This is a genomic window from Paraliobacillus sp. X-1268, from assembly GCF_003426095.1.
GTDB classification, from domain to species: Bacteria; Bacillota; Bacilli; order Bacillales; family Amphibacillaceae; genus Paraliobacillus_A; species Paraliobacillus_A zengyii.
Genome location: NZ_QJSK01000014.1, coordinates 56238 through 80385 on the forward strand (window position 1 = coordinate 56238; position 24148 = coordinate 80385).

24 protein-coding genes are annotated in these 24148 nt (G+C 36.2%); 16 read left to right on the plus strand and 8 right to left on the minus strand.

Translation table 11 applies throughout. From position 1 onward, the window contains the following. Positions 1-4 precede the first annotated feature (4 nt). Both D2K62_RS13825 and D2K62_RS13830 read left to right on the plus strand, forming a co-directional pair. Positions 5-1102, plus strand: coding sequence for a phosphomevalonate kinase (locus D2K62_RS13825; protein WP_112179423.1), 1098 nt, complete (start codon positions 5-7; stop codon positions 1100-1102). A gap of 62 nt (positions 1103-1164) precedes the next feature. Next, entirely contained in the window at positions 1165-1644 is a 480-nt protein-coding gene (locus D2K62_RS13830) for a hypothetical protein (RefSeq protein ID WP_117161619.1), read from the plus strand. Positions 1645-1739: 95 nt separating this feature from the next. Here D2K62_RS13830 and D2K62_RS13835 read toward each other — a convergent pair whose 3' ends face one another. Genes D2K62_RS13835 through D2K62_RS13845 form a run of 3 tightly spaced genes read right to left on the minus strand, consistent with a single transcriptional unit; the run spans position 1740 to position 4226 of the window. Next, the gene (locus D2K62_RS13835; RefSeq protein ID WP_117161620.1) at positions 1740-2141 is read right to left on the minus strand and encodes a potassium channel family protein; all 402 of its coding nucleotides are present in this window, start codon (positions 2139-2141) and stop codon (positions 1740-1742) included. 58 nt (positions 2142-2199) lie between these two features. Beyond that, positions 2200-3189, minus strand: a complete 990-nt coding sequence (locus D2K62_RS13840) for a FecCD family ABC transporter permease (RefSeq protein WP_112179429.1) — start codon at positions 3187-3189, stop codon at positions 2200-2202. Continuing rightward, positions 3189-4226 (minus strand): FecCD family ABC transporter permease, encoded by a 1038-nt coding sequence (locus D2K62_RS13845; protein WP_117149392.1) that lies wholly within the window; start codon positions 4224-4226, stop codon positions 3189-3191. Before D2K62_RS13845 ends, D2K62_RS13840 begins: the two co-directional genes overlap by 1 nt. A 181-nt stretch (positions 4227-4407) precedes the next feature. Between D2K62_RS13845 and D2K62_RS13850 the strand changes: the two genes are divergently transcribed. Then, a complete protein-coding gene (locus D2K62_RS13850) occupies positions 4408-5382 on the plus strand; it encodes an ABC transporter substrate-binding protein (RefSeq protein ID WP_112182611.1) in 975 nt (324 codons plus the stop codon). A gap of 75 nt (positions 5383-5457) precedes the next feature. On the opposite strand, the gene D2K62_RS13855 is transcribed toward D2K62_RS13850, so the two are convergent. Continuing rightward, complete coding sequence (locus D2K62_RS13855) at positions 5458-6501, minus strand: NAD(P)/FAD-dependent oxidoreductase (protein ID WP_112179432.1); 1044 nt, start codon at positions 6499-6501, stop codon at positions 5458-5460. A 333-nt stretch (positions 6502-6834) separates the two neighbouring features. Between D2K62_RS13855 and D2K62_RS13860 the strand changes: the two genes are divergently transcribed. Continuing rightward, a complete protein-coding gene (locus D2K62_RS13860; protein WP_112179434.1) occupies positions 6835-7815 on the plus strand; it encodes a ring-cleaving dioxygenase in 981 nt (326 codons plus the stop codon). Between the two features lie 43 nt (positions 7816-7858). On the opposite strand, the gene D2K62_RS13865 is transcribed toward D2K62_RS13860, so the two are convergent. After that, entirely contained in the window at positions 7859-8470 is a 612-nt protein-coding gene (locus tag D2K62_RS13865) for a YczE/YyaS/YitT family protein (protein ID WP_232828021.1), read from the minus strand. 115 nt (positions 8471-8585) lie between these two features. Further along, on the minus strand, positions 8586-9503 hold the full coding sequence (locus D2K62_RS19345) for a methyl-accepting chemotaxis protein (protein WP_117161621.1): 918 nt from the start codon (positions 9501-9503) through the stop codon (positions 8586-8588). A 173-nt stretch (positions 9504-9676) separates the two neighbouring features. Here D2K62_RS19345 and D2K62_RS13875 point away from each other — a divergent pair, with 173 nt between their 5' ends. From D2K62_RS13875 to D2K62_RS13930, 12 genes are all read left to right on the plus strand, one after another. Beyond that, positions 9677-10828 carry a sensor histidine kinase gene (locus tag D2K62_RS13875; protein ID WP_232828022.1) on the plus strand — a complete coding sequence of 384 codons (1152 nt, stop codon included), beginning with the start codon at positions 9677-9679 and terminating at the stop codon, positions 10826-10828. Next, positions 10825-11457, plus strand: coding sequence for a response regulator (locus tag D2K62_RS13880; RefSeq protein WP_117161622.1), 633 nt, complete (start codon positions 10825-10827; stop codon positions 11455-11457). The genes D2K62_RS13875 and D2K62_RS13880 overlap by 4 nt, the downstream gene beginning before the upstream one ends. 132 nt (positions 11458-11589) lie before the next feature. After that, positions 11590-12507: an ABC transporter ATP-binding protein gene (locus D2K62_RS13885; protein ID WP_369974655.1), complete on the plus strand. Its 918-nt coding sequence runs from the start codon at positions 11590-11592 to the stop codon at positions 12505-12507. A 12-nt stretch (positions 12508-12519) separates the two neighbouring features. After that, complete coding sequence (locus D2K62_RS13890) at positions 12520-13794, plus strand: ABC transporter permease (RefSeq protein ID WP_112179446.1); 1275 nt, start codon at positions 12520-12522, stop codon at positions 13792-13794. Continuing rightward, entirely contained in the window at positions 13791-14906 is a 1116-nt protein-coding gene (locus tag D2K62_RS13895) for an ABC transporter permease (RefSeq protein ID WP_112179448.1), read from the plus strand. Before D2K62_RS13890 ends, D2K62_RS13895 begins: the two co-directional genes overlap by 4 nt. A 136-nt stretch (positions 14907-15042) precedes the next feature. Further along, positions 15043-15603: an AAA family ATPase gene (locus D2K62_RS13900; protein ID WP_112179450.1), complete on the plus strand. Its 561-nt coding sequence runs from the start codon at positions 15043-15045 to the stop codon at positions 15601-15603. Positions 15604-15806: 203 nt separating this feature from the next. Continuing rightward, entirely contained in the window at positions 15807-15902 is a 96-nt protein-coding gene (locus D2K62_RS13905) for a putative holin-like toxin (protein ID WP_112179452.1), read from the plus strand. A 203-nt stretch (positions 15903-16105) separates the two neighbouring features. Beyond that, the gene (locus D2K62_RS13910; protein ID WP_338418768.1) at positions 16106-16756 is read left to right on the plus strand and encodes a TetR/AcrR family transcriptional regulator; all 651 of its coding nucleotides are present in this window, start codon (positions 16106-16108) and stop codon (positions 16754-16756) included. Further along, positions 16753-17646 carry an ABC transporter ATP-binding protein gene (locus D2K62_RS13915; protein ID WP_112179454.1) on the plus strand — a complete coding sequence of 298 codons (894 nt, stop codon included), beginning with the start codon at positions 16753-16755 and terminating at the stop codon, positions 17644-17646. The genes D2K62_RS13910 and D2K62_RS13915 overlap by 4 nt, the downstream gene beginning before the upstream one ends. Next, complete coding sequence (locus tag D2K62_RS13920) at positions 17646-19250, plus strand: ABC transporter permease (protein ID WP_112179456.1); 1605 nt, start codon at positions 17646-17648, stop codon at positions 19248-19250. Before D2K62_RS13915 ends, D2K62_RS13920 begins: the two co-directional genes overlap by 1 nt. Before the next feature lie 327 nt (positions 19251-19577). Continuing rightward, complete coding sequence (locus tag D2K62_RS13925) at positions 19578-20252, plus strand: HAD family hydrolase (protein ID WP_332871754.1); 675 nt, start codon at positions 19578-19580, stop codon at positions 20250-20252. Positions 20253-20308: 56 nt separating this feature from the next. Then, entirely contained in the window at positions 20309-21202 is an 894-nt protein-coding gene (locus D2K62_RS13930) for an ROK family protein (protein WP_112179460.1), read from the plus strand. 67 nt (positions 21203-21269) lie between these two features. Here the strand turns inward: D2K62_RS13930 and D2K62_RS13935 are convergent, their stop codons facing one another. Together D2K62_RS13935 and D2K62_RS13940 are read right to left on the minus strand one after the other, a co-directional pair. Then, positions 21270-22100 (minus strand): alpha/beta fold hydrolase, encoded by an 831-nt coding sequence (locus D2K62_RS13935; RefSeq protein WP_112179462.1) that lies wholly within the window; start codon positions 22098-22100, stop codon positions 21270-21272. A gap of 30 nt (positions 22101-22130) precedes the next feature. Continuing rightward, a complete protein-coding gene (locus D2K62_RS13940) occupies positions 22131-23213 on the minus strand; it encodes an iron-containing alcohol dehydrogenase family protein (protein WP_112179464.1) in 1083 nt (360 codons plus the stop codon). Between the last annotated feature and the right edge of the window lie 935 nt (positions 23214-24148).

Below are 24148 nucleotides of genomic sequence, written 5' to 3' on the forward strand. Positions count from 1 at the left end.
CATCATGGAAGACGCAACTTATGTCGTCAAAGTACCAGGTAAGTTAATGATTGCTGGTGAATATGCAGTAACAGAACCTAATCAAGCGTCGATTGTTGTGGCAGTAGATCGTTATATTACTGCTAAGATAGTGACCAGTAAGGTAAATCAACTTACTCTTCCACAACTCGGATTGGATCATGTGACGTGGGATATTAAATCTGGTATCGTCAATTTTCCTTCAGAAGACAAACGACTTCGTTTTATTCAAAATGCCTTTCACGTTGTGTATCAATATCTTCACGAAAGAGATATTAGCATAAAGCCTTTTCACTTAGCTGTAACAAGTGAATTAGATGATCCTTCTGGAAAGAAATATGGATTAGGCTCAAGTGCAGCAATAGTTGTTGCAGTCGTAACAACCATGTTAAAGCTCCACGATTCTCATAAAGGAAAGGTTAATCCCGACATTATTTTTAAACTTGCTGCTATTGCACATTTTAAAACACAGGGAAACGGATCGTGTGCTGATATTGCTGCGTCAACTTATGGTGGGTGGTTACATTACACGGCATTTTCTGCTGATTGGTTAGTGGAACAAATACATAAAGTAACTAGTATTTCTACATTAGTTGAGTCACAATGGCCGATGTTACAGGTAGATTCTATTACCCCACCAACAGAACTACACTTTTGTGTTGGTTGGACTGGAGAATCTGCAGCAACTGCCCCAATGGTTTCACATGTGCAACAGTTTTGTAATGAGAATCCAGAAGCCTATCAAAATTTTCTAACTGAGAGTTCTCGCGCAGTAAATAAAATCGCTACTGGTTTTCTGCAAAATGATAGTGATATGGTCATGAGAGGTATGAGGGATAATCGCTTTATCCTATTAAAAATAGCTGAACTAGCACACGTAACAATTGAAACACCTGAACTAAAACGGCTAGCCAATATTGCAGAACAATATGGAAGTGGTAAATCGTCTGGAGCTGGCGGTGGTGATTGTGGTATTGCATTTGTTAAGAAAGAATCACAGGCAGAAAAACTTAAATTAGAGTGGGAAAAGGTAGCCATTCATTCTCTTAATTTAAAAGCGTCTTTACAAGGTGCATATAAATAATGTTTTATTTTCACCTTAAAGAGAAAAATAAAATAAAGTAAGAAAATGGAGTGTCTATTCAAATGAAAAAAATATATGGCTTTTTCACTATTGTTTTTAGTGTCTTTATAATTGCAGCATGTAATTCAGAAGAAGAGACAGATACGACAATAGATAATGAAGAAACAATTGAGCAGGAAAATGAAGATATGAGTGAAAGTGATTCAACTAACGAAACGGAAGAACAAGCAAGTGAAGGAAATGATACGACGGAAGAGTCAGTAAATGAAGAGAATGAATCAGATACAGCCAGTGAAGAAGAGAGTACAAGTAATGAAGAAACTGTTGATGGAGTTACCGAAGGCGAAGCGGAAGAAATAGTACGTAATGAAGCGGAAGGCATTGAAGATCTTATTGTGGCAGTTGACCATCTTAATGAGGAAGGTAATTATGTTGTGCATGTATATGAAATAGTTGAGAATGATGGTAGTTCTCATACGGCAACATACGGTTGGTATATTGTGGACGCAAAAGATGGAACAGTAGAAAATATGATGGAGTAATACAAAGTAATGCAATTTGATTGGTGTCTTTCAAAAGATAATAAAGATAAAATAATGGAGCATTCACAGTATAAGAATGCTCCATTATTTTATGTTTAATTATCTTTTTTTGAGTGATCGATTGCTTTGATAAAATATGCTGTTGGTAATAGCACCCCGATGGCTGCTTCCAATAAAGAAAAGAACCTTGCAGCTCCAACTGGGAGCATATCACCATAACCAACTGATAAGAGGGTAACACCACTATAGTATAGAAGATTCCAGAAACTATGATCAATCGGTTGTTTGTCTGTTATCGTTTGTACTAAAACGACATCCTGTAGGGCTAATGCGTAATATAAAAGGGCAAACCCAATCATCACCCCAGTTAATACAAAGAATAACTTCATAAACAATACTGTACTAAAATAACTCTTTTTATATGCTTTGTTATTAAAAAAATAATATAAATTAAATACGATTATTAGAATCGCTAGACCAACTAAAAATTGAGACATCTCTTTCACCTCTACTCGGTATATCACCTACTTAAGAAGAAGTTAAACATTTTTGAAACTAGGTTTTCATTAATAAGTAAATAAAGTAACTACCACCGATTACCGAAACAACTAAGCCAACAGGTATTTCTGATGGAGCGAGCATATTACGGCCAACAGTATCTGCGATAAGGAGCAATAACGCCCCTAATAAGGCCGCGGTAGGTAGCATTACCCCATGTCGTGCACCAACTAATTTTCTTGCTAAGTGTGGAATAACAAGTCCAAGAAAAGCTATCGCACCACCGACTGCAACACTTGCTCCAGCAAGTGCTACAGCAATAAATAAGAGAAACATTCTTTCTCGTTCAACACTTGTACCTAAACCTTTGGCAGTCTCATCACCTAAGTGGAGTGTGTCTAGTGTACGTGCTTTATAAAATACTACTGGAATGAAGACGACAATCCATGGTAATAATGCAAGTACATATCGCCAATCGGTACCAGAAATACTTCCGGAAAGCCAAACAGTGGCTTGCATAAAGTCTGTAGGATCCATTTTCAACTGAAAAACAATAATTAAAGCTGAAAAAGCTGAGTTAATCCCAATTCCAACAAGAATTAGACGAATAGGTGAGACTCCATCTTTCCAAGAAATTGTATAGATCAAAGTTGCAGCAATTGTCGCCCCAATAAGAGCGGCAAGAGGTAATAAAAATACCGATGTTCCAGATCCTTCTGAAAAGAAAATAAATAATACAACAGCGAAACCTGCGCCCGCATTTATTCCAAGAATACCTGGATCAGCTAATTCGTTATGTGTAACACTTTGTAAAATCGCTCCGGATATAGCCATACCCGCACCAATAAGAATTGCAATAATCATACGTGGTAAGCGAAAATCAAATAAAACTAGCTCATTTTGCGCAGTGCCATTACCAATGACTGTATCCCATACCTCTGTTGGTGTGATTGACATAGTTCCTAGATTAAGACTGATTATAAGCGTCGCTAAAATAGTAAAAAATAAAATGATAAATACAATTAAAGATTTATTTATTTTCAACATTAGAGCCCTCTCCCTTCGCGCCGTGCTAAATAAAGGAAGAATGGTACGCCAACTAAAGCAGTAACGGTTCCTACAGGTGTTTCAAATGGTGGATTAACCATTCGCGAAGCGGTATCAGCTAGAACAAGTAAAAGGGCTCCCAAAATCGCAGCACAAGGAATGATCCATCTATAATTAACACCAACAAGAAAACGAGTAATATGAGGGATTACCAGTCCTATAAAACCGATTGTCCCGGAAATTGAAATAGAAGCACCAGTTAATAACAAGACGACTAATGTTCCGGTTATTTTTACAGTGGCGGTTTGTTGTCCAAGGCCTCTAGCCACATCATCTCCAAGATTTAATACTGTGATTGAATTAGCAAGAAGAAAGGCGATAATTAACCCGATTACTGTAATTGGTGCTAATAATTGCACGTGTACCCATTGAACCCCTGCTACACCTCCTGCATACCAAAAACTGATATCTTTTGCTATATTAAAATGAATTGCAAGACCAGATGAAATTGCGCTTAATAGAGCGGTTACTGCTGTTCCAGCTAAAGCTAGTTTAACAGGTGTTAAACCGCTTTTTGAAATGGATCCGACACCAAAGACAATTCCAGTTCCTAACCCAGCGCCGAGGAATGCCCATAGCATCATAATTAAATTAGAAGCTTGGGGTGTAAGTACTAGTGCTAAAGCCATCATAAAACTTGCTCCAGCAGTCACCCCCATGATGGAAGGAGAAGCAAGAGCATTCCTTGTCATACCTTGCATAATGGCACCAGAAACGGCGAGAGAAGCTCCGATCATAGCTGCTGCAAGTCCTCTAGGGATACGCAGGCCGCGGATTATTTGGTGAGAAGATTGAGTTGGATCAAAAGCGATTAAACTTTGCCAGATTGTATCAAATTGAATATCAGCAGCACCATACATAATGGATAGACCTAGTGATAAAATAAGTAAGCCCAATCCACCGATTAATATAAAGGTAGCGATAATCGGACGTGAGATAAATTGTGTTGTTTTTTTAGATGAAGTAGTTGCGGACATATGCAAGGCTCCCTACTTTAAAATTGAGAATTGTTATCATTATAGTATAAGGTATAGCTAGAGACAATGGTAGTTTGTTGAATTAGATCAAATAGGGTAAAATTATCTTGTAATTGAGAATGAAAATTGTTATCATTAGTAAAGTTATGAAGTGATACAAATAAGGAGGATTTTAATAGTGATGAAGATACTCAATCAAAAATACATTTTAATGTTGTTGCTCGCAGCAGTGCTTTTATTATCAGCTTGTGGTAGTGAAAATGATGAAGATACAAGCTCAGATGCAGCATCAGATGATACACAAACAGAAGAAGCAGAGGAAAGAGTGTTAACAGATGCAATGGGAAATGAGGTAACAATTCCAGCAAATCCTGAACGTGTTATTGCGTCTTACTTAGAAGACTACTTAGTAGCACTTGATATTACACCAGTAGCACAATGGACAGTTGGTGAAGGTAGTATTCAAGAATATTTACAAGAAGATTTAGGTGATGTAGAAACTATTTCATATGATCTTCCATATGAAGCAGTAACAAGCTTTGAGCCAGATTTAATTTTGATCGACTCTGCAAGTATGGTAGAAGATAACAAATACGATCAATATAATAAAATTGCTCCAACCTATGTAGTAGGAACGGAAGAAAATAATGACTGGCGTGAAGAGTTACTTACGATTGGTGAAGTTTTCGGAATGGAAGAGCATGCCGAACAAGTTTTAGCTGAATATGAAGAGAAAGCAGCTGCAGCGAAAGAGGAAATTCAATCTGCAATTGGCGAGGATTCAGTAGCAGCAATTTGGTTAGTGAGTGATACTTTCTATGTTGTAAGTGAAAACTTATCAAGTGGAGACCTTTTATACAATGATTTAGGATTAACAGCTCCAAGCGTTGTAACAGAAATTTCGGAAACATCTACGGCTAACTGGTCAGAGATCTCATTAGAGAAACTAGCTGAATTAGAAGCAGAACATATTTTCCTTGTGAACAGTGATAAAGGAAATGGCTCAGCTATGCTAGAAGATCCTATTTGGCAGAATATTCCTGCCGTTCAAAATGGCAATATCTATGAGTACGAAGCTGATGCTAGCTGGTTATATACAGGACCTATAGCAAATAGTCAAATGATTGATGATGCATTAGAAAGTTTAGTTGAATAATGGAAATGAAAAAGTAGCTGATCAATATTGATCAGCTACTTTTTTTGAGTTTTGCAACTTTTGTAGTATGGAATATTAGTTTAATTGTTTTTTTATCAATTCTTTATTTCGCTCTTTAAATTTATCATTATGTGATGAAACCATTGCCCCTTCTGTTGCGTCGGGTTCCAAATACTGTTTGGCTTTATTTATTGCATTCGCTGCATCTTGAAATGCTCCAGCAATTAAATGCAGTTTACCAGCATGTTTTAAAATGTCACCTGCTGCATATAACCCTTCAATAGAAGATTCACTCATGGACGTGCCTGCAATAAAGAAGTTATCGACCATCTCAATCGGCAGTACACTGTCTTGTAATAAAGAAGCTTCTCGATCATAGCCATGATGGACGATTACTTCATCGATTGGTATGTAGCGCTTTTCCCCAGTATCGGCAGTTAATTCCACTTCTTTAATATGATCACTTTCTTTTTCAGCAATCATTTTTGTCATATTGGAATTCAGAAAACACGTAACGGAGCTATTAAGTACGTGATTAACAATGGCTTCATGTCCTTTTAGGTGATCACCACGATATGTAAGGTAAACCTTATTAGCGATAGGTTCTAGTTCATAGGCCCAGTCGATAGCTGAATTTCCTCCACCTGAAATGATTACATCTTTACCTTTAAAGTATTCAAGTGGTTTCATTGTGTAATGTAGATTCGTTACTTCAAATTTTTCTGCACCTTCTAATTCTAAACGTTGCGCCTTCAGTATCCCAACACCTACTGCTATTACTACGGTTTTTGTATAATGAACATCACCATTTTTTGTATGTAGATAAAAGACCTTATTGGAGTCTTGTGAGATTGATACGATTTTTTCATTTAATACAACTGTAGGGTCGAATGTCAAACCTTGATCGACTAATTGCGTAATAAGTTTTGCACCTGATAATGGGGGTACACCACCAACATCCCAGACCATTTTCTCTGGATAAACATGTACTTTACCCCCAAGATGAGGTTGGAATTCAATGATTTTTGTTTTCATTCCGCGTAACCCACTATAAAAAGCTGAAAAAAGTCCTGCCGGTCCTCCACCAATTATGGTGACATCAAAAATATCTTCTTGCATTGTAATTCCTCCTTCAGATAAAAAACGAATTATATGAAATGGATCTCGGTTCAATTGTCCTTTATACGCTCACTTTAGAATATAAGTCAGTAAGTAGGGTACTTATTAAACTAGTATAAACGATATTGATAATCATTATCAATATTTTTGTTAAAATAATCAAACTACTGGCCGTACGCTGCTAATGTTACACGCTAGATAAGACAAAGAAACGGATTAATTGACTTGTCTTTCATAAACATGTTATATTTATCTCGAATTAAAGATAAATATAAACAGTATTGGATAAAAAATATTGAAATAGATGAGCATAGTATTAAGGAGGAATTTTTAATGGTTACGAATTTAAAAGGGATGCATCATGTTACAGCTATAACAAGTAGTGCAGAAAAGAATTATGAATTTTTTACGTATGTTTTAGGAATGCGTTTAGTTAAGAAAACGGTCAACCAAGATGATATTCAAACGTATCATCTATTCTTTGCTGATGATAAAGGGACTGCTGGAACAGATATGACATTTTTTGATTTCCCTGGTATTCCAAAAGGTACACATGGGACAAATGAGATCTTTCAAACAGGTTTTCGAGTGCCAGATGATAAGGCAATTGATTATTGGGAAAAACGTTTTGATCGCTTAAAAGTAAAACATACTGGTGTAAAAGAACAGTTTGGTAAAAAAACATTAGCATTTGTTGACTTTGATGACCAACAATACGTGCTTGTTTCTGATCAAAATAATAAAGGTGTTGCAGCGGGAACACCTTGGCAAGACGGACCAGTCCCTTTAGAATATGCAATTACTGGTTTAGGGCCAATTTTTGTACGTATCGCAGAATTTGATTACTTTAAAGAAGTATTGGAAAAGGCTCTTCTTTTCAAAGAGATTGATCAAGATGGAGCCTTTCATTTATTTGAAGTTGGAGAAGGAGGAAACGGTGCCCAAGTTGTTGTTGAACATAATGTTGTTCTTCCAATGGCACAGCAAGGCTATGGTACAGTACACCATGCTGCTTTACGTGTCGAAGATCGCTCTGTTTTAGATGAGTGGATTGAACGTATGCCGAAGTTTGGATTTCAGACATCAGGCTATGTAAACCGTCATTTCTTTGAATCATTATATGTTCGTGTTGCACCACAAATTCTGTTTGAATTCGCGACAGATGGTCCAGGATTTATGGGCGATGAACCTTATGAGACTTTAGGGGAAAAGTTATCTTTACCACCATTTTTAGAACCTAAACGTGATGAAATTGAAAAAAGTGTCCGTTCAATCGATACAGTTAGAAGTACAATTGATTTCAAAAAAGAATAAGTGAAAATCCCGCATAACAGATACATTGTTTCGCGGGATTTTTTTATGCATTTTGGATTTTTTTTCGTTCGAATCTTTCCACATAAGGCATGAAGAAGTTTATTACGAGGCCAGAAAACACAGCATAAATCAATGTTCCTATACCAATAGCGCCACTAAAAATAAAAGCAAAAATTACAAGTATGATACTTAATAAACCACGTGATATAAAGAGATTGAAACCCGTTAGCTTTCGAATGACGAGCATGGACCGATCCATTGGGTTCGGGGCAAAGTCTGCTTGTAGATTAATAGCGATTCCAAGACCGCCAACAATCATGCCAATTAACAAGACTAACAATTGAGTTAAAAATAACGCAGGGTTAACTATATCAGAAAGAATTAGTAGCCAAAAGTCTATACAGGCTCCCGTAATCAGAGAAGTAACTAATGCAAAGTATTCAGGTCTACGTTTTTCAGCCAGTGCGTTTGATAGTACCATAATAAGTCCTAAGACAATTTCCCAGCTTCCAACAGATAAACCAAACGTACGATGTAAGCCAACAAGAAGCGCATCAAATGGACCTGCTCCTAACGTTGATTGAATTGTACAGGCAATACCGAATGTTAGAATGAAAATACCTAATGAATAAAAAATAAAACGTTGTAAGACCATAGACACACCTCTCTTGTGTTCATATCAATTCGCAAGTCATTTCTTTATCTTAGGTGATTGGGCCTGTTATTTCAAGAAAAAAATCCCTCCTTTTATATTAAAGGGAAGGAATCATTTAGATAATATTTTTCACTTCGCGTGCCTGATTGTCTAACTTTTCAGCTGCTGATGAAATAGCTTTAAAAATTTCTGTAGCGACCTGCATTTGTTGTTGTGCATTCCCTACACTTTCCTCGACACTTGCTGTTCCTGCAGTAATAGTCTTCATTTCAGTTGTTATTGAGTCAATATTTTGGCGAATTTCAATGATTGATTCTTCCACACGTGATGACAATTTACGTACTTCCTGTGCAACAACGTTAAAACCTCGGCCGTGTTCTCCAGCTCGTGCTGCTTCAATTGCTGCATTGAGTGCTAACAAATTGGTTTGTGATGCAATGCCTCGAATTGTCTGAACAATCCCTTGAATTGATTCTGTTTGTTTTTGTAGATTCCCTAATGTTTTATTATTATCCACATATACTTCAACAATTTTATCAATATTGGCTACAATTTCGTCACTACGTTCTATACCTGTTTCAGCCCGTACATTTAAGTTCTCTGCCATTGTTTGTAATTCTTGGACGACGGAGGTTACTGTATTCTGACGAGAGGTTATATCTGTTGCAACTTTAGAAACGCCTATCACATTGCCAGCTGAATCTACAACAGGCATATATGTTGCTTCTAGCCAAATACGATTCCCTTGTTTATCCATCCGTTCAATTTTATCTTGATAGCTTTTACCAGAGAAAAGATCGCTCCAAAACTTTTGATAATCATTACTATTGGCAAACTCCGGAAAGCATAGCTCTCTATGGTGCATATTAATCATTTCATTTTTTGTATATCCCATTGTTTTAGCGAAAATCTCATTAACGTAGGCGACACGTCTGTCTATATCAAAACGTATAATGGCCAAATTATTTTCTAAAGACTTTACAACTAATGTATCAATATTATCTGTTTGTTCTTCTATATTACTTGTTATCATGTAGGTTTCTTCCTCTTTTGGTAGATGTATTTTTAATTATATTACTATATACCCAATTATAATAAAATTAATCTTTAATTCGAGATTTATTTATAAAAATAATAATCCAATTTTTTCTTCCGTTCTATTGCCCGTTTTGCTATTCTAGGGGTAAGACAAGACGAAGAAAAGGAATGAAAAATATGCGCTCTTATTGGTTATGGCTTCTATTATTGTTTTCTGCGTGGTTCCTTGCAGCGAGTTTTCGCTTCCATCCAATTATCGAACACCCGCTTATCCTAATTGGAAGTGCATTGTTTTTTGCTCTTTATTTTTTAACAGCTTTAATGCAACAAAAACCAAACATACATATGCTAACATTAACGATAATCAGTTTAATTAGTATCGTTATGTTTTGGCCTACGAAGGATAATGAACTAGCTTTATTACCTTTACTTGTCTATGCCATTTTGGCAGGGAATGCGGTACATAGACTTCATGCTAGTCATGCAATTATTGTTAGTAGTCTTCTTTTCTTAGTTGCACTTTCACCCTATCTAAAGGGTTATCCAATTGAAGTACCAATTTATATTAGTTTCTCTACACTGTTACTTACTTTTGCTTTATGTGCATATTATCAAACTAAAAAGCAAGAAGCGTTAGTAAGTATACAACATGAAGTATTACGAACTGAGTTTCGAAAAGTAAAGAGACAACTTTTATCAAGTGAAAAATTCGCAAGGCAAGATGAGCGTGCACAAATCGCTAGAGATATGCATGATTCAGTTGGTCATAGGCTGACAGCTTTACTAATGCAGTTAGAAATTGCCCAAATGCAAGAGAAAGATAGGGAATCTAAAGAAAGATTGCTAGTGTTAAAGGATTTAGCGAAGGCGAGTTTAGCAGATACACGAAGTGCAGTAAAAACACTAAAAAATGAAGATATAGGTGGTTTATCAGCAATTATTAGTTTGATTCGGAAACTAGAAGCAGAAAGCCATGTACGGATTGAATTTTCGATTAAGCATGGTGCATTATCAGCACCTTTAACAAATGAACAATCGATCGTAATTTATCGGTCTGTACAAGAAGCCCTAACAAATATGATGCGTCATAGTCAAACGAAAGAGGCCACGATTATTTTTGATGTTCCAGCTAGTAAATTTTTTCGTTTTGAGATAACTAATCCTATATCTGAAAAGAAAACGATGCAGGAAGGTTTCGGTTTAACATCCATGCGAGAAAGAATCAACCAGGTTAATGGTACCCTTGAAATCCAACAATACAATGCACTATTTAGTGTCAAAGGAAGGATACCGTTAATGGAAGGGGAATTAGAGGCATGATTAGGGTATTGTTAGTGGAAGATCAGGCGATGGTACGTCAAGGACTTAAAATGATGATCGAAACAGCTGAGGATATACGTGTTACTGGTCAAGCGGTAAACGGAAAAGAAGCACTGGTATGTTGTGAAAAACATGGTTACGATATTGTGATTTTAGACATTCGTATGCCTGAAATGAACGGCATAGAAGCTGCTCGGATCATCCATTCACGTTGGCCTAATTGTAAGATATTGATCCTTACAACCTTTAATGATGAGAAATATGCATTAGAAGCATTAAGAAACGGTGCAAATGGCTATATGTTGAAGGATGCTGAACCGACTGATTTAATTCGAGCTATTCGGAGTTGTCTGGATGGTGGACTTGTATTACAAGACAATGTTGCAGCAAAAGTAATGCCGAATTTAATTAACCAAAATGAAGTGGAAAAGCTAGAACCGTCGATAACATCAAGAGAACTTACTATTATAGAGTTTATTGGAGCGGGCTTGAGCAATAAGGAAATTGCAATGCAGTTAAACTTATCTATCGGTACAGTAAAAAATAATATTACGATTGTGTTAGATAAATTAGCATTACGTGATCGAACACAAATCGCGATATATGCTATTCGCCATCACATTGTATAAACGAAAATGACTTAAGTCATGATAAAAGGGAAACGGAATGACTAAAGACAGTGGGAACACTGTCTTTTTCTCTGTATACTCTTCAATAGAATAACCGAAATATAGGAGGCTGAAGAAATGTTGGAAACAGAAATGCTCCAAAAAAAGTTTAAAGATAAAGTAGCCGTAGATGGTGTCAATTTATATATGGAGAAAGGCGAATCGGTAGGCTTATTAGGTCCAAACGGTGCTGGTAAGTCAACAACCATTTCAATGATTTCTTCTTTAATAAAACCTACTGCTGGTGATGTTCGATTACATGGCAAAAGTGTTGTTAAAAACCCTAATTCAATTCGGACCGTGCTAGGTGTTGTACCACAGGAAATAGCTTTATACGAAGAATTAACTGCATATGAAAACTTGAAATTCTTCGGACGGATATATGGACTTCGTGGTAAGGAACTTGAAGAAGCAATTCAACATGTTTTAGAAATAGTTGGATTAAAAGAACGTCACAAGGATTTAGTTAAAACATATTCTGGTGGAATGAAACGTCGTATTAATATTGCAGTTGCGCTTTTACATCAACCAGAGATTTTAATTATGGATGAACCAACTGTTGGAATTGATCCACAATCACGCAGTTATATTTTAGAAATGGTCAGGCAATTAAATAGAGAAAAGGGGATGACAGTATTATATACAAGTCATTATATGGAGGAAGTGGAGCGTCTTTGTGACCGTGTATATATCATGGATCATGGTCAAGTCATTGCTTCAGGTACAAAAGACGAATTAAAAAGTATTCTTTCAAATGAAGAGACTATAATGATCGAGATTAACCAACCTTCGCCTGAGCTTTATGATGCAATACAAGAAGATAAAAGAATTCAAAAAATAACTAAGACAGAAAAAGGATTTAAGCTAATTGTATCTAAAGGAAATAATATACTAGCAAGTATCTTTCATACTGCAGAGAAATACAGTGTCCAAATCATAAATGCCAATGTGCAAACACCAACCTTGGAAGATGTTTTTTTACATTTGACTGGAAGGAAACTTAGAGATTAGGGAGGAATCAAAATGTGGGATTTTCTAAAGAAAGATTTACTTATCCTTGTTCGAGATCGTGCCGAATTGATCTTATTATTGTTGATGCCGTTTATTCTAATCTCTATTCTTGGCTTTGCACTACGCGGATTGATGACTGGTGATACGGAAGTACTTCGTATGCAAGTTGCGATAGTTCAGCAAGATCAAGAAGCAGAAGGGATTGCTCAATTTCAAAATGACCTAGAAAAGCAAAATTTTTCAAATCAAATGGCAACTCAAATGGATAAAGCTGCATCAGAAGTTTTACCTTATCAATTGCTAGGTGAAGTATTAGAGGATGATAGTGTTCGTGCGATGATAGAAGTGATCGAAATGAATAAAAGGGAAGCTGAACGAGCATTGAAGGAAGAAACTATTGAAGCTATCTTAATTCTGCCAGAGAATTTCACTTACCATACATTGAAAAAGATGTTTTTAAACATAGGCGAAGGTAGTCAGTTAGAATTACTTGTTCAACAGGAAGGTGAACTCCAGGCAGGAATTTTTCAAAATATTATGGAAAGCTTTACGCGCTCGGTCAATTTTGAATATGCGATTGCAACAGCATCCGGCGGGCAGGATTTAGAGACAGGCGTTAGGACAGAAAATTTAGGAGAGGTTGAGACTATTTCTACGCGTGACCCAGTCACATCATTTCAATACTATACACTCGCAATAGCTGTCATGTTTGTGATGTATGTTGCATCTACAATTGGAATTAGGGCATATATGGAGAAATATCAGTATGTTTTTAGTCGGATTATTTTAGCAGGGAGATCACCATTTGCGTATTTAAGCGGAAAGTTACTATCAACGATCGCAATTGTCATTATCCAATTGTTCATTCTTTTCACTTTATCAGCTTTTATATTCCAATCTTTCGATGGTGAAAGCTTATCTTTTTGGGGAGGCGTGTTACTAATTTCAATTGTATTGGCAATTTGTGTTGGAAGCTTAGCGACCCTATTAACATCACTATCTGTTCGCTATGATAGTAATAATATAAATGTTGTCTTTTCTGGTGGAGTTGTCACCTTATTCGCATTAGTTGGTGGTAGTTTTGTACCTGCCTCGCAATTCTCGAGTTTTTCTAGTGGAATTGGAGAATGGACACCAAATGGGGCAGCGTTATCTGCATATACAAAATGGTTGCAAGGTGCCGAGTTAATAAATTTACTACCTGAACTTAGTCGGATTATCGCGATAGCTGTTATCCTGTTTCTAATTAGTTTTGTAATTTTCCCGAAAAGGAGGTCTGCAAAATGAAATCCGTATTACTATTACAGTTTACTAGATTGAAGCGAGCCCCTGCACTGGTTTTGTCCTTTTTTATACTGACTATCATATTTGTTGCAATGTTAGCGGGTTCTGAATCAGAAGCGAAAATTACAGTATACACATATAGCGAAACATTAGATACAAATGAAGTAACAAATTGGGTAGCCACCCTTAATCAATCAGATGGATATGATTTTCAATTAGTGGGAAGTTCTGAGGTTAAAGAGCTTATTGAGACTGGAGATATTAACTTTGCGTTACAATTAAATAACTGGAATTACAAGTTTTTAGTTGGCACGGAAGATGAAGAACGAATAGCCGTAGAACAGTATGTAACGCAGGTGTTTAGAGAAGAAATACGTTTAAATGAACTTGTAGGTAAATCAGAAATCGATAAAATAAAATTTCGATCAGAAGTCAAATTGGCAATGGAAAATCCAGTAATAACTGTTAAAACACAAGCCCTAGAAGAAAGTAGTGAAGCTAGTACTCTTTCAGGAAATTATCAACTATTGTTTGGTACGGCGTTACACTTTTCTATTTATACGGTCTTGTTTAGTTTAATGAATATTGTTGATGAGAAACGTCAGGGCACTTGGGATCGCTTAATATTATCACCAATTCGTAAATTGCAAATATATTTGGGTCATTTATGTTACTGTTTTTTAATTGGTTTTCTACAAATCACTTTTGTATTTCTATTTTTTGATTATGTTTATGGTTATGATTTTGGTTTTGGCCCCAACTTCGGTGCCATCTTATTAATTATAGGTAGCTACATTTTTTCTATAGTCGCACTAGGCATGCTTGTGATGGGATTAGTTAAATCAACCCAACAGCTACAGGCAGTCAATCCACTTATTGCAACAGGAATGGCAATGTTAGGTGGTGCATTCTGGCCACTTGAAGCAGTTTCTAATCAGTTATTGCTTGCGTTATCAAAAGGTATGCCAATATTTTATGGAATAAAGGCACTAGAAGAAGTAATTATATACAATAAAGGAATTATGGAAGTCCTCCCATCAATCTCGTTTATGCTATTGTTCGGTGTAATTTGTATGGGAGTTGGAGTTAATTTAATGGAACGAGTGAAAGGTTAGCTTGATTACTCCTTATCGTTATGTAGATAGGGAGTTTTGCTATGTCTGTAATGAGTCTCTATTCGAGTATTTCAACTATAAATACATTGCAACTTCCTTCATTTACCTTTATTCTAATAAAAATGGAGGGGTGTTTATGAAATTCGTATTATTATTTGGACCACAAGCAGTAGGAAAAATGACTATTGGACATGAGTTAGAAAAGGTGACAGATCTAAAACTCTTCCACAATCACATGACGATTGAATTAGTTAAACCGTTTTTTGATTTTGGTACACCTTCGTTTGAGCGTCTTGTACATTTATTTCGAAATGAAATTTTTCAAGAAGTTGCAGCTAGCGAAATGCCTGGGTTGATATTTACATATGTCTGGGCATTAGATCAACAGGAAGATTGGGATTTTGTTGAAAGAGTGAAAACAACTTTTGAGGAAAAAGGTGCTGAAATTTATTTTGTTGAACTGGAAGCGGATCCAGAGGAACGAATAAAGAGAAATAGTACACCACACCGATTAGAGCACAAAGCAACAAAACGAAATATCGAACAATCTGAAAAAAACTTGCGTGAAACAATGGAGCAATATCGTTTAAATTCAAATGAAGGTGAAATTAAACAGGAACACTATCTTCGTATTAATAATACCAATCTGACTGCAGAAGAAGTCGCGAAAGAAATTAAGGAAACATTTGATTTATAATAATGATAAAGGTAAAGGCGTACTTGATTTGATATCAAGTGCGCTTTTTTATTAAGCAATACCATTAAATTAGTATTAAAATAGGACTTCCGAACCTTTATAGGAACAAATGTTCTGTTTTTGGCAAAAACATGCTATACTACAAGCAAATAATTTTCTATTTGGACAGGTTTATTAGTCTCAATAACAAGGAGTTGAAGCTTGTGGGTGTATATGAAAGTTTTATGGTATTGTTTGGGTTTGGTACGTTTTTGATTGCATTACTTGCGTTGATCGTTACCTTGATTAATAAAAAGTAGACCTAACTATTTATCTGGTGGCCAAGTGAGATCTATCGTATGTAATGCTTATCACTATTGCTAAATGCTTTAGTAAAAGCATTTGTCAATGCGCCCTAGGATAGCTGTGGTTTTTGTATTTAATCCGTTTATTTAAATAATCAGTTGACCGGTGTGGTCTAAAATACTATAATGAAACCAATCGACCATGATGGTCTAAAGAGGTGAACCCAATTATCGATAAATTTGCTGGCTTGGACAAGGAAAAACAGAAGCGAATAATAAATGCAGCTCTAGAGGAGTTTGCTGAGCGAGGATATCAGGAAGCGTCAACAAACCGTATAGTTAAAGCGGCTGGTATTGGAAAAGGGATGTTGTTTTATTATTTTAAAAACAAAAAGACATTATACCATTATTTATTGACCGATAGTTTAGATATAATGCTTAATGACTTTTTAGAGGAAATAGATATGAATGAAACAGATTTTATTGAGCGATTACATCAAATTGCTAGAATAAAACTAAAATTATTCATCAAACATCCTCATGTGATTAATTTTCTCGGTACATTCATGTTAGCTCAAGAGGATAACTTACCTGTAGATATCTCAGAAAAATATCAACGACTACAAACGATAGGATTTAGCAAAATGTATGAAGATATTGATCGTAGTTTATTCCGAAGTGATATAGATGTTGAAAAAGCATTCCAATTAATTAGATGGGGAATCGAGGGTTATCAAGAGGAATTAAAGATGCGTTTAAAAGGTAAAAAATTTAATGCGAATGATTTGGAAGCCCATTGGAAGGAATTCTATCAGTATCTAGCTATATTAAAAACTGTTTTCTATCAAAAGGGAGATTCAGGATTATGACCATTTTGCAGGTAAACAATGTGACGAAGAAATTTGTTGAGTTCACGGCATTGGACGGGGTTAATTTAGAAGTAAAACAGGGAGAAATTCACGGATTTATTGGTCCGAACGGTGCGGGTAAATCAACAACGATTCGTGTACTACTCGGTTTACTACAAGCAACCTCAGGTGAAGCGAAAATTTTCGGGAAAGATGCCTGGCGAGACGCTGTGGAGATTCATAAACGATTGGCTTATGTACCAGGTGATGTTAATCTATGGCCGAATTTAACAGGTGGCGAAGTAATCGATCTGTTTTTAAAAATGCGTGGTACTGCAGTTAACCAATCGAAACGTATGGAGTTAATTGAGCGATTTAATCTTGATCCATCAAAAAAATGTCGAACTTATTCGAAGGGTAATCGGCAAAAGATAGCATTAATTGCTGCTTTTACAGCTGAAGCAGATTTATATATTTTAGATGAACCGACATCAGGTTTAGATCCTTTGATGGAACGAGTCTTTCAAACATATGTTGAAGAAGCGAAAGAACAAGGAGCAAGTGTCTTATTATCGAGCCATATTTTATCGGAAGTAGAACGTTTATGTGATCGTGTTGGAATAATTCGAGAAGGAAAAATGATTGAAACAGGGTCATTAACTGAATTACGTCATTTAACTCGTGTTCGCTTAGTTGTAGAAACAAATGAACAAATAAGTGCACTAGCAACAGTCAAAGGTGTCCATGATCTACAAGAACTAGGGAAACGAGCGTATATATTTCAAGTTGATGCTGAAGAATTAAGCCATGTAATGGAATACGTCAGCCGTTTTGGAATTGTGAAATTGGAGAGTACACCACCAACCTTAGAGGACTTATTTATGCGTCATTATGAGGGAGAGATGCAGTAATGACTAATCAATTAATCGATCAGTCAGGTGTATTGTTTCGTTTTTTAGTAAAACGTGAACGGGTTAAGCTGCCAATATGGATCATGTCTATTTTAGTGACAACACTTTCGGTAGCAGTTGCATTTACTGGTTTGTATCAAAGTGTTCAAGAACGACAAGCAATGGCAGAAACAATGCGTAACCCTGCAATGGCAGCATTAGTTGGTCAGGGGTATGGATTGGATAATTATACTGATGGTGCAATGATGGCGCATCAAATGTTATTGATAACAGCAGTTGTAGTAGCGATTATGAATATATTATTAGTTGTTCGGCTCACAAGAGCGGACGAAGAAGATGGTCAGCTCGAAATGTTACGTGCCTTGCCAATGGGTAGATTAGCGCAAACGTATGCTGTTATGATTTTAGTGGTAGGTACAAATGTAGTGATGGCATTTTTAGCAGCAGTTGGCTTATCTGTTCTAGGGATAGATACGATTAATATAAGTGGCTCTTTATTATATGGCGCTGTCTTAGGAACAACGGGGATTTTCTTTGCAGCGGTAACAATGCTAGTTGCACAGCTTTCCGATAATTCGAGGGGTGCAATGATGCTCGCATACACTGTGTTGGGTGTATCTTACTTCATTCGAGCAATTGGCGATGCCGGTAACACAACAATATCTTGGTTTTCACCATTAGGCTTATTGATGGGTGCAGAAGTATATGTAAACAATTATTGGTGGCCCGTATTAGTGACATTGATTGTTTCGGGGCTAGTTATTGTAATGGCATTTTTTCTCAATCAAATACGAGATATAGGATCTGGCTTTTTGCCATCTCAGTCTGGTAAAATGCATGCATCACGCTTTTTGCAAACACCATTAGGTCTAGCGATGAGGCTTCAACGCACACCTATTATTGCGTGGACGATAGGAATGTTTGTTATTGGAGCGTCATACGGATCCGTGTTGGGGGATTTGGATACATTTTTTGAAGAAAATGAAGTGATTAAACAAATGCTGTCATCTGGAGAAGAGATACCCATGACGGAACAGTTTCTATCAATGCTAATGGTAATTATGGCAATGATTGCAACTGTACCAGCAGTTATGACATTGGTTAAAATAAAGGCTGAGGAAAAACAACAACGAACAGAGCATTTATTAGCAAGAGCAATATCAAAACCGAGACTATTAGCCAGCTATTTGATTATTGCATTTCTTACTAGTATTGTGATGTTAGCTGTATCCGTGCTTGGCTTAGCCTCAACTGGTTTAGCGGTGTTGGAAATCGATATTTCGTTCACAACATTGCTACAAGCTATGATAGTTTATCTTCCGGCCTTGTGGGTGATGCTTGGAGTTACTACTTTATTGATTGGAATAGGACCAAGGTTCAGTGCATTTAGCTGGTTCTATCTTTTGTATGCCTTCTTTGTAGTCTATTTAGGCGGATTACTAGAATTCCCAAAATGGCTAGCTAATCTATCACCGTTTGCGCACATACCACAGCTACCAGTAGAGGAAATTAACTATTATTCCTTAATTAGTTTGACTGTAATTGCAGGTGTATTAATACTAATAGGGTTTATTGGATATAGAAAAAGGGATGTACAAGGATGAAATAAGTTCTTGAAGAGAACAGATAAATAGAAAGAAGTCACGGCATCAGCTGTGGCTTCTTTCTATTTATCGGACGAACGCAGAAAATAATTGTTTATGTAACCATTTTCATGTAATGTATACCTGTATCTTTATAGTCAGGGCATTAATCATGGGTTTAGTATTGGCGATTTTCATTAAAAATAGTGATTCAGTAAGAAATGAAGAAGTGTAAATAGTTTAAAACAAAACTTTATCAAGGAGAACTAACAAGCGGTGAGTGAAGAGGATCCCAGTGCTTGAGTTTTCATTTTATATGATGCTGATAAGCGTATTTGATAAGAGGTGATGAAAGTGATAAAAGCAGTTCTGTTTGATCTTGATGGTACATTATTAGATCGAGATACAACAATTAGGAACTTCATTGAGGATCAATATGATCGATTTCGCCATTACTTATATACTGTACCAAAACGTAATTATGTTAATCGCTTTATCGAGTTAGATCAGCATGGTTATGTATGGAAAGATAAGGTATATAAAGAATTAATTGAAGAATACCATTTCGCTGAGTTAACGTGGGAGAGTATGTTAGAAGATTATCTTCTGCACGTCAGTGAACATGCAGTTGCCTATAGTGGCTTAAATGAAATGATTAAAACGCTAAAGAGAAGCGGTTATCATTTAGGTATCATCACGAATGGTAAAAGCGTATTGCAAATGAATATGATAGAAGTATTAAACATAAAGTCGTATTTTGATGTGATACTTATATCAGAATCAGAAGGTATTAAAAAACCTGACCCACTTATTTTTCAAAAAGCGCTTATTTCACTGAAAGTTAGACCAAATGAAAGCATATATATAGGAGATCACCCTAAAAATGATGTCCAAGCAGCAATGTCTATTGGCATGCAAGGAATATGGAAAAGAAATAATAGTACGGCTATAATTGACGCGGATGCAGTTATTGATAATTTGGCAGAGATTCCTAGAATAATAGAGAACATTTCTCATCCTTGATAATAGATTGTTCTTGCTGAAAAGATAAGAATGGATTTGAAAGGCGGGAGGATAAAATGTATATCGTATTTGATATAGGAGGAACCTTTGTAAAGCATGCTCTTATGAGTAGCGACGGAAAAATCATTAATGAAGGTAAATTTTCAACACCAAACAACAGCACAGATGTATTGATTGATCAAATGGTGGAAGTATTTAAATCGTCAACTGATCAAGTAAAGGGAATTGCAATTAGTTGCCCAGGTATGATAGATGTGGATAGTGGAATAGTCTATCATGGAGGAAGTTTGACGTATTTACATAAGCAAAATTTATCTGAATTAGTAAGAAGTCGTTGCGGTGTTTCTGTATCAATAGAAAATGATGGAAAGTGTGCAGCGTTAGCTGAACTTTGGTTAGGTAGTGTAAAGGGGTATAAACATGCAGCTGTCCTTGTTCTCGGAACAGGTGTAGGCGGTGGTTTAATTATTGATGGAAAACTACATCGCGGAAGCAATTTAGCGGCAGGTGAAATGAGCTATATTATGGACGGTTTCAAATTGGAAACAAATAAAGCGACGTTTGTTGGCTTATCCGGTTCTGCTGCTAGAATGGTTGACACAATTGTTAAAACTAAGAATTTAAGAGAAAATGATGGAGAAGCTGCGTTCTCATATATTGTTAATGGCGATGAAGAAGCAACAAATGTATTTAACGATTATTGCAAAAGTATAGCTGTTCAGATTTTAAACTTACAGTATGTACTTGATCCAGATATCTTCGCAATTGGTGGTGGAATTAGTGTGCAACCAATTTTGTTAGATGGGATTAAGCAAGCAATTGAAGATATTAAACATGCTAATCCAATGCATGTTGCTACACCTTATGTTGTTACTTGTAAATTTCGTAGTGCGGCTAACCTTTATGGGGCTTTGTATCATTACTTACAACAATATGAAAAAGTGGAATAGAAAGCGGTACCTAAAGATACAACGATTTTCTTTAGGTACCGTTTTTATTACTGGAACTCTTCTAAATCTATTCCCATAAGAATTCAACGACAACTTTGTCTACTCCAGTATGTTCGTGTAGCCCAGAGTGTGTTGCGGTTTCATCATAAAAAATTTCTTTCTGCATTTGTTTCTCTTGTACGATATCTTCAATGCCTAAAGCACTTGATAAGCTAACAAGACCGTCTGTATCAGTTTCGTTTATTACCCCAGCAATGGCTAATACAGGTACCTGGGAGTTAAAATAATGTTTGTTTTTTATTAACTCTTCAAGTGCACTAGACTGTGTTTTTAAATCCACGGCAGCTTCACCACTATTTACTAAAAAGTAATTCGCTTGATCAATTCCTTTAAAAGGACTGCCTATCACAACCAGTTTTTGGATAGAAGGTGTTTGTGCTTCCTCTGTGTTTGTTAATATGAAGTTTGTTGCCGTTAAACCGCCCATAGAGTGACCAACTAAATTAACCTGTTGTATACCATAAACATCATATAAACGATGAAGTATGTCATGAACCCATTCAGTTTGCTGGTTTATGCTAGCTCTATTCTCTTGGAAAATCACTTGAACAAAAGGGTTCTCTTTTTCTGTTAGGTTTCCACTGATTGAAAGTTCTCCATTTGATAATACACGAATTACCATCGTTTTTGATCCTACTTTTTGCTCTTCCAAACGAGTCAACATATTTTGAAAAGAACTTGGCCCACCTTTAAATCCATGAATAAATAAAGTTGGGGTAATTTCTGAGGTATCTTTTGACTGTATAGGATTAGAGTAAACCAATGCAAGACAAGTGAAGGAAAAGATAACAATTAGTATAGATACTAATTTACTTCTCTTAGATATGAATTTCTGCATTGGCTCTCATCCTTTCTAAAATAAACGTAACTATCTGAAGTTGTTTTCTAAATAATCTAATGCAATAATAACATCTTTTGTACTAAAATCACCCATTAATTGTAGCGATTCTTTAGGATTAATTGCGTGCTCAGCAATTATATTCCTTGCTTTCGTTTGATTTGTAGTAATGCCTAAATCCGTAAACTTAGTAGGAAAATCTAGCTGTGTATAAAAGTCTACTAATGAAGTTATTTCATCTACACGTTTTTCAATTGCAAGTTGGACTAGTATGCCGTAAGCTACCTTATGTCCGTGTAATATGTGATGTGTCTCATTAATATAGCTTAATCCATTATGAATAGCATGTGCACCTGCTATTCTACCATAGCGTCCAGCAAATCCACCAACAGTTCCTGATAACATAATAATAGCTTCGATTACTTTTGTGAATGCAGGTGTGACTTCCCCTCGTTCACTACTCTTGACTGCTTGATTACCATCTTCAAGTAAGATGTCTCGTAAGTAAACAGACTGATTTAGACCTGCTTGAACCATTAAAGACTGTGCTTTTTCATCAGCAGCATAACGTATAATAGCTTCAGCTTCATACCATTTTGCAAGTGTGTCTCCAATCCCGCTTTTTAGATAAGTAATAGGTGCGTTTATTAAAAAGGCAGGATCAATTAAGGTGAGCGAGCTTGAATTGGTATGGTATGCAACCTTAAGGAATGCACCATCCGGAGTATAGATAGCACTTAACGGTGTCGCTGCAGCACACGTTCCGGCTACTGTCGGAATAGTCATGAATTCTATCTCTAGTTGATCAGCAACTGATTTTGCTGTGTCTAATATGATTCCGCCGCCAATTCCAATTATTACGTCAGCTTGACTTACTTTACTTGCAATATCTTTAATTGCTTTTGGTGAACTATATCCGTCATGTTGAATCACTGTCACATTATTAGGGACAGCTTCAACGTAATCAATAAATGCTTGATAAGATTTAAATCCGGTTACAATTGTTGGGTTAGTAAATCCTTCTATAAATTCAGCGAAATTCTTTAGTATTCCATCCTGACAAATATAACGATTTGGACCACTTCTTACAATATCCTCTGGTTGAACGCTCATTGTTATTTCCTCCTGTACAATAAATAAATTACTTTCTATTGTACAGCTTCTACTTTAACAAAAACATAGATTATGCATGTTTATTTAAAAAATTATAAACACCCTCCAAAACAATGCCTTGCTTAACAGTAATCATCAACTGAGACGTAACAGAATTACTTGACCCGCTTCTCAAGTAAAATTGACTCCCTTTCCGCAGGCACGGCTTCAGCTAACTCGAAAACTAAGAACGTTTCCGAGTGGATCTTCAGCCCGTGCTGTTCCTGCAGGAGTGTCGCCAATTTCACTTGATACGCTAGTTAGAAGAAATAAACAACAATATTCACTATGAAGAATTAGGTTATCCAGGAATGAAGCAAGTGGCCTTTCTGTGGGCATAGTCTCAAGTTTCATTGGTAAAGAAAAACACTTTACCAAGTAGAGATTCAGCTTTTGGGGTGCATCACAATTACTCATCCCATCGAAAACATGTGCTGTTCCCACTAGAGTTTCATCCATTTGCTTCCTTCGCTAGCTTGAAGAAAAACTGTAATTGTAATGTAGAATATAAACAATTGATAAGCTTGTCTTTAAGCTAAAGTGTCATTATTCCATACGCAATCATCATGTAGAATCTGAACTAGCTTTGGAAATATACGTAGACTCCTGTGGGAACAGCACGGGCTGAAGATCCACTTAGTAAAGCTTTTTTTGCTTTACTAAGTTAGCTGAAGCCGTGCCCCATAGTCGTCAAGCTAAGCACTACGGTTTAAAGAACTAGAAAAATACGATACCCTAACGGATAAGAAATAGTTATTTGGAGGGGATGTCGATGTATTTCAAGAAAGAAATGGAGCCATTTATTCAAGGCATTCATCAAGTGTTATCAGTCTCTGAGGTGCGTCAATGGGCGCGTGAAATAGGCTTTGTTCAACGCCAAAATAAATTAAAGCCAG